Below are 12,148 nucleotides of genomic sequence, written 5' to 3'. Positions count from 1 at the left end.
GGGGCCGGCGTGGAGCACGGAGCAGCCCTGGGGAAGTACCCGGAGTAGAAACTAGCGCTACGCCGCCGGACCGCGCGGACCAGGTGCGGCGGGGCGGACGCGGCGCCCGGCGGCGCGGCCCAGCCTCCAGCGGTGCAGGCGGTCGCCGTCGTGCGTGAGCCAGGTGCCGTCCTGCAGAACGGTGACGTCCTCGCCTACGGGCTCCGGGTAGTCAAGTCGTCCGAGCGGCCTCAGCGTGTCCGCGCTCAGCAGCCAGTGCCGCATCTGCGGCGCCCCGCCGTCCGGGTGGACCCGGCCCGGGACCAGCACGTGGCGTGCGTCCAGGACCTCGGCGGAGAAGAACTCGTCGTCCTCCGGCCGAACGGCCAGCTCCGCCAAGTCCAGCAGCGCCACCTGATCCCCGGAGCCGAGGTCGTACACCCCCAGCTCGTCGCGGTCATCGGCGGGGAACACGTGCTCGGCGTACCGCTGGGTCAGCACCCGCGAGCCCGGGAGGAATCCGGCCAGCGCGTGCATCCACGTGCCGCCCAGGATCCGCAGGCCGTCCGCGCGCGGCTGCGCCCACCAGGTCGACCAGCTGTGCCAGGCGGTCCAGCAGGACACGACCACGGCGCCGCCGTCCGGACTCCAGGACTGCACCGCGGCCGACGCCAGCGAGCGGATCTGCCGCCGGCCGAGCACCCCGCCGCTCGCCGCGTCCAGCAGCAGCAGGTCGTCCCAGGTGTAGTTGCGGTCCGGCTCCAGGTCGTACACCAGGGCGGCCTTGGCCTCGTCGGGCTCCAGCACCGGAACGACGACGCTCACCCGTCGTCCGTCCGGGCTGACGGCAGGGGCGCAGTGCGCGCGGTCGGAGCCGTGCCACGGGGCGTGGGGGAGCTCCCAGCGTGTTGCGCCGTCGGGGTCCACAGCCCGCACCGACGCCGCCCCGGCCACCACGAAGCCGCCGTCGGGCAGGGGGGCCACCCGTTCCCGGTCCGTCGTCCGCAACGCACCGGTCGCCGGCGCCGTCCCGCCCGCGAGGAACGCCTCGCGGTCGTGGACCTCCACCATCCCGGGCGTCCGTACGAGGAGCCGCCCTCCGGCCACCGCCTCCACCGTGCCCCGCGCCCGTACCGTGCCGAGCGGCACCACGTCGATCCGTACGTCCCCCGTCGTGTTCATGCGGTGCATGCTCGCAAGCGCCCTGCCCGCTGCGCCAACGGTTTCCGCGGCGCCACGGGATCGTGACGGCGGCGGCCGGAGCAGGTCCCCGACCTGACGGTGACCTGGCGGTACCGCCGAGGCGTCGGCATGGTGACGTCACCTGACGCATCCGCGTCCTCGTTCGGGAATACCCCGGGAGCACTCCCCGTTCCGGAGTATGGTTGAATTGTAAACAATCTTGGGAAGGGGAGCCATGCAGTTCGGGATCTTCACCGTCGGCGACGTCACGGCCGATCCGACGAACGGACGGACGCCGGGCGAGCACGAGCGCATCAAGGCGATGCTCGCGATCGCGCAGAAGGCCGAGGAGGTCGGCCTCGACGTCTTCGCGACCGGCGAGCACCACAATCCGCCGTTCGTCCCCTCCTCGCCGACGACGATGCTCGGCTATGTCGCGGCGCGCACCGAGAACCTGATCCTGTCCACGTCCACGACCCTGATCACCACGAACGACCCCGTGAAGATCGCCGAGGACTTCGCGATGCTCCAGCACGTCGCGGACGGCCGCGTCGACGTGATGATGGGCCGCGGCAACACCGGCCCGGTCTACCCCTGGTTCGGCAAGGACATCCGCGACGGCATCGACCTCGCCATCGAGAACTACGCGTTGCTGCGCCGTCTGTGGGACGAGGACGTCGTCACCTGGAAGGGCAAGTTCCGCACGCCGCTGCAGTCCTTCACCTCCACCCCGCGCCCGCTCGACGGCGTGGCGCCCTTCGTCTGGCACGGCTCCATCCGCTCCCCGGAGATCGCCGAGCAGGCCGCGTACTACGGCGACGGCTTCTTCCACAACAACATCTTCTGGCCGGCCTCCCACACCAAGCAGATGGTCGACCTGTACCGCCGGCGCTATGCCCACTACGGGCACGGAACCCCCGAGCAGGCCATCGTCGGGCTCGGCGGCCAGGTGTTCATGCGCAAGAACTCGCAGGACGCGGTGCGCGAATTCCGTCCGTACTTCGACAACGCGCCGGTGTACGGGCACGGCCCGTCCCTGGAGGAGTTCACCTCCCAGACCCCGCTGACCGTCGGCTCGCCGCAGCAGGTCATCGAGCGGACCCTGTCCTTCCGCGACTACGCCGGCGACTACCAGCGCCAGCTGTTCCTGATGGACCACGCGGGCCTGCCCCTGAAGACCGTCCTGGAGCAGCTCGACCTGCTCGGCGAGGAAGTGGTGCCGGTGCTGCGCAAGGAGTTCGCGAGCCTGCGCCCGGCCGGCGTGCCCGACGCCCCGACGCACCCGGCCCGCGTCGCGGCAGCCCGGGAGGGTTCGAAGGAGGAGGCGCAGGCATGAAGCTCGTCGTCATATCGGCAGGCCTGAGCTCGCCGTCCTCGACCCGCCTGCTGGCCGACCGGCTCGCGGCCGCGACGCTGCGCCACATGGACGCCGACCCCGAGGTGATCGAGCTGAGGGACCTGGCGACGGAGATCGCCCAGCACTTCGTCACCGGGTTCCCGCCCGCCCGGCTGGCCGCCGCGCTCGACGCGGTGGCGGCCGCGGACGGCCTGGTCGCCGTGACCCCCGTGTTCGCGGCGTCGTACAGCGGCCTGTTCAAGTCGTTCTTCGACATCATCGACAAGGACGCGTTCACGGGGAAGCCGGTGCTGGTCGGCGCCACGGGCGGCACCGCCCGTCACTCCCTGGTCACCGAGCACGCGCTGCGCCCGCTGTTCGGCTACCTGCGTGCGCTCGTCGTTCCGACCGCCGTGTACGCGGCCTCGCAGGACTGGGGCGAGGAGGGCCTGGCGCAGCGGATCGCCCGTGCGGGCGCGGAGCTGGCACGCTTCATGGCGCCCGCCGCCCGGGAGGCCGCCCCGGACGTCGACACCGCTTCCGCGATCGCACCCCGCTCGCTGACCGGGGCGATCACTTCGGTGCATCCGGCCGCCGGCCTGGAGGTGGTTCCGTTCGAACAGCGGCTGGCCGCGCTGAGGGCCGAGTAGCACCCGTCCCACTCCGCCCGTTGCGGGGCGGAGTGGGGGCCGGCTGCTTCCCGCCAGAGCGCCGTGCCCTTATTGCGTGGATATGCTGGGCAATGTGATCGAGTCTGGACGGCCGCGGCTCCATCGGCGCTACGGCCGGTGGAGGCTTGTTCGGCTGTCGCCGGTCCTTCTGACCATCGTGATCGCCAGCCTGGCTTACGCCACTCCGCCGGAGATGGCGTTCAGCCGCCTCCTGCCCGCGGCGCCGGCGCTGGCCGCCGCCATGTGGCCGGTCCTCCCCACCGTCCTGCTCGGGACGGTCTGCCTCTTCCTGATGATCGGCCTGAGCTTCATCTTCCCCGATCTGGGAACGTGGTGGACGTGCGCGGGGATCGTCGCGGTCACCGTGGCCGCGGCGTACGGAAGCCATGTCCGGCTCCAGCGGGAGCGCACCCTGATCCAGGTACGGCTCGTCGCCGACGCGGCGCAGCAGGTGGTGCTGAGCCCTCTGCCCCGTCGCCTCGGGAACGTCGAGATCGAATCGCTGTACCTGGCGGCGGCGGCGGAGGCCCGCATCGGCGGGGACTTCTACGAGGTGGTCGACACCCCGTTCGGGGTCAGACTGCTCATCGGTGACGTGCGGGGCAAGGGCCTGCCGGCGGTGGGGGCGGCCGCGGCGATCGTCAACGCCTTCCGGGAGGCGGCCTACGGGGAGGCCGACCTGGTCGACGTCGCGCGCAGGCTGGATGCCAGCAGTACCCGTTACAACGCCTCCTTTTCCCCCGACGGGCCGATGGAGCGCTTCGCCACGGCCCTGCTCGCCGAGATCCCGTACGGGGGCGGACGGATCGACATCCTCAACTGCGGACACCCCCCGCCACTGCTCCTGCACCGCAGGAAACTCCGTGTCCTCGAGCCCGACACGCCCTCGCCGCTGCTCAGCCTCGCGGAGCTGATCGGCGACCACTACAGCGTCGACAGCTTCGATTTCGACCCCGGCGACCTGCTGCTCCTCTACACCGACGGGATCGCCGAGACCCGCGCGCGCAACGGCGAGTTCTTCCCGCTGGCGGACTGGATGGGCAGGCAGCCCCCGACGCCGCCCCTCGAGCTGCTCGCGGCTCTTCACCGGGACCTCCTCCACTACAGCAGAGGGCGCCTCGACGACGACATCGCCGCCCTCGCCGTACGCCTGGTCTGAGCCCTGGGGCGAGGCGCGCCCGGCCGCAGGTGATGGAAGTGAGAGGGTCTAACGAAATCTATTGCCCATCACCCTCGCGTGGTTATAGCTTGTAGCAATCACGTAAGCCTCTTGCGTTCGATAGCACCCGCCCGCCATCAAAGGGGAACCCCCATGTCCGGCACCCGCCGCACCGGCATCCAGGCCGCCCTGTTCACCCTCCCGCTCGTCGTCGGCCTCCTCGGAACCACCGCGTTACCCGCCGGGGCGGCCGCCTCTCCCGGCCCCCGCCACACCCCCTCCCTCACCTGCCGCGGGGCCGGCGTGGACCCCGGCGCCCGCGTCCGGCACCGCGCCGAGATCCTCGTCAAGGCGCCGCTGCGCACGGTCTGGAAGCTGCAGACCGACATCGGACACTGGCCGTCCTGGCAGGCTCCCGTGACGACGGCGGAACGCCTCGACCACGGCCCCCTCCGCCCGGGCTCGGCCTTCCGGTGGACGACCCCGGTACCCCCCAACCCGACTCCGGCCACCAGCCTGGAGATCACCTCGACCGTCGAACAGCTGCGCCGCCACTCCTGCATCCGCTGGACGGGCCCCGCGACCGGCGAGGGACTGCACATCGACGGCGTCCACGTGTGGAACTTCACCGAGACCCGGGACGGCGTCAGGGTGAGCACCGAGGAGACCCACACCGGCCCCCAGGTCGACGCGGACGTGCCGACGGCGACCGCCGTCCTCCGCCAGGGACTCGAAGGATGGCTGAACGACCTCAAGGCCACCGCCGAGGCCCGCACCCGCCACCACCAGGACTGACGGTGCGGATCCGCGCGCTCGGCGGGTGACGGGGACACAATGGGGCGAAGGGGCCGTGCCGCTTCGGATCGGAGGGCGAACAGGGTGTACCGACCCGACGGCTGGGACACGCGGGCGCGCATCGGGGTCCTGACCCCGCACGCGGATGTGGGGCCGGAGTCCGAGTTGCGGGCCATGGCGCCCGCCGACATCGGGGTCCACGCGGCCAGGGTCCCCTTCGGCGCGATGCGGCCGGGCGGTGCGATGGACCCCACGATCCCGCTCGCCCCCGTACGGGCCTTCGCCGAACCTCCCCATGTCGATGACGCGGCGGAGCTGCTGGCCGCGGCTCCCGTCGACGTACTCGCGTTCGCGTTCACCAGCTCGGCGTACGTGACCGGCGCCGAGGCCGAGGCGGCGATGCTGGACCGCCTGTCCGCGCGGGCGCACGGCCTGCCGGTCGTCGGCACCTGCTCCGCCATGACGCAGGCACTGCGGACCCTGGCGGCGGTCCGCATCGCCCTGGTCGACCCGCCGTGGTTCAGCGCGGAACTGAACCGGCTCGGCCGGGACTACTACGAAGCCGCGGGCTTCGACGTCGTGTACGCCGCGCCCTGCTCGCTCCCCAGTGGTCAGCGGCTGATCCGCCCCGCCGCACTGCACGACTGGATCGTCGGCCACGTGCCGGCCGATGCGCAGGCCGTGGTCGTCGGCGGCAACGGACTGCGCGCCGTCGGAGCGGTGGAGAGCACGGAACAGACCCTGGGCCGACCCGTGCTGACGGCCAACCAGGTCCTGCTGTGGGCCGCCCTGCACGCCGCGGGAATCCCGGACGCCGGCATCCACGGGTACGGGCGGCTGTTCTCGCACACCGCCGACCGGTGACGCCGCCGCCTCAGGCGTGGTCGCGCAATTGCGCGGCCTGTGCGGTCAGCCAGGCCGGACGGACCATCTCCACGTTGCCGCCCGCGCCCAGCGCCGCCCGGTCCAGGGCATCGGCCGCCGTACGCGCAGCGGGCACCGCCCTCGCGCGGGCCGCCTCGCCGAGTGCCTGCGCCGCCGCGGCCTCGGCGGCCCCGGCGCGCTGCAGGGAGGCGGCCGAACGCTCGGCGGCCTCCGCCGCCTGCCCGTACCGGCCCAGGGTCCACTGCGCCCAGGCGGTGTTGTAGAGGCAGACGCCCTCGGTCCGCGGATTCTCCATCTCCGACGCCGCGCGCAGCGCCTCCTCCAGGCAGGCCAGGGCCTCCTCGGGGCGGCCGAGGGCGAGCAGGGCCACACCCTTGGCGTTCAGCGCGTAGTCCGTCGCCTCCCGGACGCCGGCGGCCGCGTACGCGCGTACGGCCCGGTCGCCCGCCGCGACGGTCTCCTCCCAGCGGCCCAGGCTCAGCAGGGCCGTGAAGCGCGCGTTCCAGGAACGGGCCTCGGTGAGCCGGTCCCCCGAGGCCGCGGCGAGTTCGCCCAGCCGGTCGGCGCCCGACAGGGCAGCCTCCCCGTCGCCGAGGGTGCTGTGGGCGAGGCTGAGACTGAGGACGGCGTGGGCCTCCGCTTCGGCGTCGCCGTTCTCCCGGGCCAGGGCGCCTGCCCGGGCCAGCGGGCCCGTCGCGTCCTCCAGGCGGCCGAGCTGCCGGTGCACGTCGCCGAGGCCGAACATGGCCTCCTGGAGCGCCCGGCGGTCCTCGATGCGCTCGGCCACCTCCGAGGCCTCGGTGAAGAGTTCGAGAGCGTGCGGCAGCGGGCCACCGCTCAACCGGGCGTGCCCGAAGCTGATGAGGTGGGCGAGACGTGCCCGGTCGTCGTTCACTTGTTCCTCCAGTGTCAGGTGCATCGAGATCGCGGCGAGCACGGAGCCGTGCCACACCATCCATGGCCCGATGGCGCCGAGGATCAACGCGGCCTCGTCCATGTCCCCGGCCCGCACGCGGTGGTCGAAGGCGCGCCGATGGGCCTGTACGTCGTCCAGCGTGCGCCAGTCCCGGCGGGCCGGGGCGGTCCGCGCGTACCACTCGGCCGCCCGCCGCTCCAACGCGGGCCGCCCCAGCGGGCCTTCGGCGGGCAGGGAGTCGTAGGCGAGGTCGGCGTCCATCGGGTGTAGGACGTACGTCCGGGTTCCCCGGTCCACCGACACCATGCGCATGCGGAGCAGGCCGGACAGGGCGGCGGTGACGTCGAGGGCGGGATCGAGGCCGCCGGCGATCCACTCGACCGCCTCGCGCGGCGCGGGGGTGCGCAGCACCGCGAGGACGTTCAGCACGCCGCGGCTGTCCGCGCGCAGGCGCTGGTAGCGGTCTTCGGCCAGGCCGGAGACCACGTCACCGCGCAGGGTGAAGTCCTCGAGGACCTCCTCCAGCGTCGGCAGCATCAGGGTGTCGTCGGCCATGGCGCCCACCAGCAGCTCCAGCGCGCGCGGCACCCCGTGGACGCGGACGGCAGCCCGCAGCAGCTCCTCGTCGCCGAGCCCTGCCACACCGAGCGTGCCGTCCTGGTCGAGCTCGCGCAGCAGTGCGACGGATTCGGCGGGCGGCAGACCGTCCGACAGCTCGACCTCGGCGGCGAACCGGCGCAGCTCGGGCGGCAGGCGCAGCGGCAGCTGCGAGGTGACCAGCAGCCTGGGCGTGCCGCGAGCCCGGAAGAGGCAGTCGAAGAAGGTGCCGAGTTCCTCGTCGTCGAGCCGGCCGTCGTCCAGCAGCCGGTCCTCCAGGTTGTCGACCAGGATGACGAAGAGCCGGTCCCCCATCGCGGCGAACAGCTCATCGATCTTGTCGGGCACGGGGCGGTCGGCGGCCCAGACGTCCAGCAGGCGTGCCTCGTGCGCGGCGCCCAGGGCGCGGGCGCAGTCGAAGTAGAGGCGTTCGAGGGAGACGCCGGAGGTGCGGGTGCTCAGGTTGACCAGGCCGGCCGGCAGCGGCGCCTGGGCGTGGCCCGGCCACTCGCCGCGTTCCAGCAGCTCCATGACCTTGGCGGCGACCGCGCTCTTGCCGATGCCCCGGCGCCCGGTGACGGTCACCATGCGGATGGCCGGGTCCGCGAGGTGGCGGCCGATCAGGTCCCTGGCCTCGGCCCGGTCCTTGAAGAGTTCCAGCCCGTGCGCGACGGGCAGCCCGATGACCTTCGACGGGGCCGGCGCGCCCGGGCCGTGCGGCTCGGCGCCCACCTCCGGCAGCGCCGCAGGGTCGGGGATGGCCAGCAGCGCGGCCAGCTCCGTCCGGGGGCGGTCGGCCACCCGCTGCAGGGTGTGGTCGATGCGGACCGCCGTGAGCCGGCCGAGGCCTTCCCCGCGGTGGTGTTCGGCGACCACGCCGACGAGGTACGGCCCGGCCCACACGGCGGCCCCGGACATCCCCGACCAGGGCGATACCGCGGGGTCGGGGTCGGCGGCCGCCGCCGCAACCGTGATCTCCAGGGTTCCGGTGCGCAGGTTGGACAGGGCGGCCACGGTTCCGTCGGCCTGGTGCAGTTCCCGGAACTGCATGCCGTCGGCGCCGCGCCGGCGCTTCCAGAGGGGGAAGCCCGCCGCGTGGACGTCTATGACGGCATGGCGGTCGTCGCCGATGCGGCCGAACCGCGCGGACGGGACGGGCGCCGCGCCCGGCGGGGCCGTGAAGGTCAGCACCGCGACGTCCGTCCCGGGGTCCGACCAGGCGAGCTCCGCCGTCGCGGACCACTCGCCCGGCCGGTCGGCGTCGAAACGCACCAGTGCCCCGGACGCTCCCGCCACCACGTGGAAGGCGGTCAACACCGCCGTGTCGCCGACCTGGTACCCCGAGCCCCGCCGCCCGCCTCCGGCGGCGGTGGTGACGATGACCTCGGCGATGCGGTGCGGGTCGAGTCCGCCGCGCCGGGCGGGCGCCTCAGCGCTCACCGAGCAGCTCGTCGCCGGAGATCAGGGCCATCTGCTCGGGCGCGTCCGCCCGTACGGGCTGGAGCGTGAGGGTCAGCTTCTGGGTGACGGTGGCCGAGCGCTTCGCCGAGGCGCCCGCGTCGAAGACCCAGAACCGCACCTTGACGCCCGGTTCGGTGGTCCGCTCGACGCCCACGGTCAGTTCCAGTTCCACGCGCTCCGCCTTGAACTTCAGGTCGGATTCCTCGCCGTCGGACATCGCCCGGCTCAGCTCCCGGCGCAGCTGCGCAATCATGTCCGCCAGTTCGACTGCATCATTCACGGGAGGCCCCCCAGGCCGAATCGACATGCCAACTTCCCCCGATGGTAGCCAACATGATCACGCATCAGCGCATGGCCGTGGGTACGCTGCCGAGCCGGCTCCGGGGTGGACGGCCCCGGGGTCGGTCTTCTGGTGGGGAGGCGGTCAGCCGAGCCGCAGGAGCGGGGTGTCCGTGCCGAGCAGGGCCCGGAGGGCGGGGATGTCCGTCCAGGTGAGACCGAGGGCTCGGGCGGCGTGGCGCAGGGTGGTGTGCTCGGCTCCGTCGGCCGCTTCGCGCAGGATCTTCATGACCGCTTCCCGGCCCAGGAGGGCGTTCCCCGCAGCGGGCGGGTCCTGCCGGGGCGTCCGGGCGCGCTCGCTCGCCAGCCCGGGTATGCCGGTGAGCCGTTGGGAGACGCCGGCGGCGGCGTCCAGGGTCGCCGGGCGCTCGTCGACGAGGGCCCGGGCGACCGGGTTGTGGCCGATGGCCTCGTGGAGCGGCAGGGGGTACAGCCGTGGGGAGACGTCGGTGAGGTGGATGACGCCGTTGACGGTACGGACGGTGCCGCGGGCGCCGTGGATGGCGGCGGCCCACAGCGCGGACGCCTCGGAAGGGTGCCAGGCCAGTGCGCGGGCGGCCGCCGCCGTCGCGTCCGGGCCGGGGACGAGGGGGAGGCTTCCGGCGAGGCGTTCGAGGAGGGGCCGTTCACCGATCTCCCCGTCGAGGCCGGGCCCCGCGACGTGGACGGTGGTGGGGATGCGGGTGAGGTGGCACGCGGCGAGGGTGAGGGCGTCCCCGAAGGGGCTGCACAGGCCGGGCTCGTCGCCGTGGGTCAGGATGTCGCCGCCGATGTCGACCACGTGGATCCGGCCGCCCGCCGTCCTGGCCATGGATGCGATCTGCCGTGACAGGGAGGAGAGCCCCTCGGCGGGGTCGAGGAGCAGCAGCCGGGCCGGCAGGTCCCCGGCGAGGGCGGGCATGGTGGATCCGGCGGGCGGCCGGGGGGGGGGGGGGGGGGGGGGGGCGGGGGCCCCCCCCCCCCCCCCCGCCGCCCGCGCCTCCTTCGTGGACGAGTCCGTCGAAGTCCCGTGCTCCCAGGGGGCTGGAGGTCGGGTCGACCTCGGGGCGCTCCCACGCGTAGGTGGCGATCAGCGGCGGGTGGCCCGGGCCGGCCGGGTCCGCCGCGAGCGAGCGGGCGGCGATGAGGGTCCCGACGGGATCCCCTCCGCCGCCCGCCGCGATGTGGAGATCGCTCACGCGGCTCCCTCGCGCTCGCGCAGGTCGACGCCGGTGATGCGTACCGGGGTCGCCCCCATGTTCTTCCGGGCGCGCCGGTTCGCCGCGTGGAGGTTCTCGTAGTACTCCCGGTCGAGGTCCTTGACGGCCCCGGAGTAGAACATCCAGGACAGCACGTCGCGGTACTTGAAACCCTTGGGTGTGAGCTGGACGCGCCGGCCGAGGCGGTGGACGAGCCCGTTGGACTCGGCCGCGTCGAGGACGGGTTCGAACTCGGAGGCGTGATCGCGGTACCCGAAGCGGTCGAGCTCGGCGAGGTCGAGGTCGAAGGTGTCGAGGACGAGGCGCTTGCGGACGAGCTCCTCGCCGGTCAGTTCGAAGCCGGTGACGGGCGCGAGCTCGTGGCTCTTGGCCCGCTTGATGTAGTCGGCCACCTCGGCCGCCGAGGGCTTCACGCTGCCGCACATGTAGTCGAGCACGGTGGTGTACGAGCGGGCGCCGACACCGAGGCCGAGCAGGGGCACGCCGTGGAAGGTGAGCACCTTCTGGACGTAGCCGCCGCGGCCGGGCTTCTTGTAGCGGACGGAGCCCTCCTGGACGTAGCCGTGGTCGAGGAAGACCTGGCGGGCGTAGTCGTAGCGCTCGTACAGCTCGGGCTGCCACATGTACTGGTAGGCGCCGGTCTTGGAGAACCAGGCGTCCGGCCGCACCGTGAGGAAGTAGGTGCTGATGGTGGTGGGCCGGAGTGCGGCCAGTTCGTCCACGCTCTGGCGCCAGGTCTCGGGGGTCTGTCCCGCGAAGCCCATGATCAGGTCGGTGGACAGGTCCGGCAGGCCGAGTTCGTGGGCGGTGCGGACGGCGCGGCGGATGACGCCCTCGTCCTCGCCGCCGCGGCCGGCTTCGCGTATCTCGCGCGGGACGAGGGACTGGATGCCGACGTTGGCACGGGTGAGGCCCATGTCGATGAGCGCCTTGAACTCGTGGGGCGCGTCGGCGATCGACGACGGGGTGGCCTCCACGGCGACTTCCTCGGCCGTGGAGCGCCAGTTGGGGTAGATCTCGCCGATGGTGGTGAAGATCTGCTCGAAGTGGCGGGGCCGCAGCAGGGCAGGGGTGCCGCCGCCGATGTAGATGGTGCGTAACCGACGGGCCTGGATGATCTCCGCGTGATCGCGGATCTGCGTACAGAGGGCGTCGGTGTAGGCGTCGTAGACGTCCTCGTCGGTGCTGATGATGGTGTAGAGGTTGCAGAAGCCGCACTTGCGGTCGCAGAAGGGGACGTGCAGGTAGAGGTTGAGCTCCGGGACCTGGTGGTTGGCGAGATCCATCGCCCACACGTCGGGGATGCTCCACTTGCCCTCCGGGAGGGGGCGGTAGGTGGAGCGGGGCGGGTACGAGTACTGGTAGGGCGGAATGACGCCCTGGTCGATGTGGTCGGCGAGCTGCCGGTGCAGGCTGCTGGTCACGGTGTTGCCTTCCCGTACGGGTTTGCGGGCGCGGGTTTGCCCAGCCTGGCGATCCGACCACGGTTCGCTTGGCCGGTTCCATCGGGTGGGCGCACCAAATACCCGGTGTCTACTGGCCAGTTCGTTGGCGATTGCTCCAAAGGCCGCTGCTGCGAGGCGAGTTGTTTTCGTCGTTCAGGCCGATAGCCGCCGCGCCCGTCCCGCG

General features: G+C 72.8%; 10 protein-coding genes and 1 pseudogene. 5 read left to right on the top strand and 6 right to left on the bottom strand.

What is annotated here, in order from left to right; translation table 11 throughout:
- Positions 1–57: 57 nt before the first annotated feature.
- Positions 58–1,161 (bottom strand): hypothetical protein, encoded by a 1,104-nt coding sequence (locus tag ACFYZS_RS06275; RefSeq protein ID WP_389007361.1) that lies wholly within the window; start codon positions 1,159–1,161, stop codon positions 58–60.
- 235 nt (positions 1,162–1,396) lie between these two features.
- Between ACFYZS_RS06275 and ACFYZS_RS06270 the strand changes: the two genes are divergently transcribed.
- The 5 genes from ACFYZS_RS06270 to ACFYZS_RS06250 all read left to right on the top strand — a co-directional run bounded on the left by ACFYZS_RS06270 (position 1,397) and on the right by ACFYZS_RS06250 (position 5,986).
- The gene (locus ACFYZS_RS06270) at positions 1,397–2,497 is read left to right on the top strand and encodes an LLM class flavin-dependent oxidoreductase (RefSeq protein ID WP_389007359.1); all 1,101 of its coding nucleotides are present in this window, start codon (positions 1,397–1,399) and stop codon (positions 2,495–2,497) included.
- Positions 2,494–3,147, top strand: coding sequence for a CE1759 family FMN reductase (locus ACFYZS_RS06265; RefSeq protein ID WP_389007357.1), 654 nt, complete (start codon positions 2,494–2,496; stop codon positions 3,145–3,147). Before ACFYZS_RS06270 ends, ACFYZS_RS06265 begins: the two co-directional genes overlap by 4 nt.
- A 94-nt stretch (positions 3,148–3,241) precedes the next feature.
- Positions 3,242–4,327: a PP2C family protein-serine/threonine phosphatase gene (locus ACFYZS_RS06260; protein ID WP_389007355.1), complete on the top strand. Its 1,086-nt coding sequence runs from the start codon at positions 3,242–3,244 to the stop codon at positions 4,325–4,327.
- Between the two features lie 153 nt (positions 4,328–4,480).
- The gene (locus tag ACFYZS_RS06255; protein ID WP_389007353.1) at positions 4,481–5,122 is read left to right on the top strand and encodes an SRPBCC family protein; all 642 of its coding nucleotides are present in this window, start codon (positions 4,481–4,483) and stop codon (positions 5,120–5,122) included.
- An 84-nt stretch (positions 5,123–5,206) separates the two neighbouring features.
- Entirely contained in the window at positions 5,207–5,986 is a 780-nt protein-coding gene (locus tag ACFYZS_RS06250; protein ID WP_389007351.1) for a maleate cis-trans isomerase, read from the top strand.
- A gap of 10 nt (positions 5,987–5,996) precedes the next feature.
- On the opposite strand, the gene ACFYZS_RS06245 is transcribed toward ACFYZS_RS06250, so the two are convergent.
- The 5 genes and pseudogenes from ACFYZS_RS06245 to ACFYZS_RS06225 form a co-directional block, all read right to left on the bottom strand.
- Complete coding sequence (locus ACFYZS_RS06245; RefSeq protein ID WP_389007349.1) at positions 5,997–8,960, bottom strand: tetratricopeptide repeat protein; 2,964 nt, start codon at positions 8,958–8,960, stop codon at positions 5,997–5,999.
- Positions 8,950–9,261: a trypco2 family protein gene (locus ACFYZS_RS06240; protein ID WP_389007348.1), complete on the bottom strand. Its 312-nt coding sequence runs from the start codon at positions 9,259–9,261 to the stop codon at positions 8,950–8,952. The genes ACFYZS_RS06245 and ACFYZS_RS06240 overlap by 11 nt, the downstream gene beginning before the upstream one ends.
- A 144-nt stretch (positions 9,262–9,405) precedes the next feature.
- The gene (locus tag ACFYZS_RS06235; protein ID WP_389007347.1) at positions 9,406–10,221 is read right to left on the bottom strand and encodes a DUF1152 domain-containing protein; all 816 of its coding nucleotides are present in this window, start codon (positions 10,219–10,221) and stop codon (positions 9,406–9,408) included.
- Between the two features lie 103 nt (positions 10,222–10,324).
- A pseudogene (locus ACFYZS_RS06230) lies at positions 10,325–10,498 on the bottom strand (DUF1152 domain-containing protein); the annotation flags it as partial.
- Positions 10,495–11,943: a coproporphyrinogen-III oxidase family protein gene (locus tag ACFYZS_RS06225; RefSeq protein ID WP_389007345.1), complete on the bottom strand. Its 1,449-nt coding sequence runs from the start codon at positions 11,941–11,943 to the stop codon at positions 10,495–10,497. The gene ACFYZS_RS06225 and the pseudogene ACFYZS_RS06230, both read right to left, overlap by 4 nt.
- Positions 11,944–12,148 lie beyond the last annotated feature (205 nt).

The organism is Streptomyces sp. NPDC001903, assembly GCF_042891345.1.
Lineage (GTDB): Bacteria > Actinomycetota > Actinomycetes > Streptomycetales > Streptomycetaceae > Streptomyces.
Note: the sequence above shows the minus strand (reverse complement) of the source record. Positions and strands in the feature narration are given on the sequence as shown.

What these genes read in the sequence shown, in the direction of transcription:
- ACFYZS_RS06275 (WP_389007361.1), bottom strand. Translation starts at nt 1,161, where the DNA reads ATGAACACGACGGGGGACGTACGGATCGACGTGGTGCCGCTCGGCACG.
- ACFYZS_RS06265 (WP_389007357.1), top strand. Translation starts at nt 2,494, where the DNA reads ATGAAGCTCGTCGTCATATCGGCAGGCCTGAGCTCGCCGTCCTCGACC.
- ACFYZS_RS06270 (WP_389007359.1), top strand. Translation starts at nt 1,397, where the DNA reads ATGCAGTTCGGGATCTTCACCGTCGGCGACGTCACGGCCGATCCGACG.
- ACFYZS_RS06255 (WP_389007353.1), top strand. Translation starts at nt 4,481, where the DNA reads ATGTCCGGCACCCGCCGCACCGGCATCCAGGCCGCCCTGTTCACCCTC.
- ACFYZS_RS06235 (WP_389007347.1), bottom strand. Translation starts at nt 10,221, where the DNA reads ATGCCCGCCCTCGCCGGGGACCTGCCGGCCCGGCTGCTGCTCCTCGAC.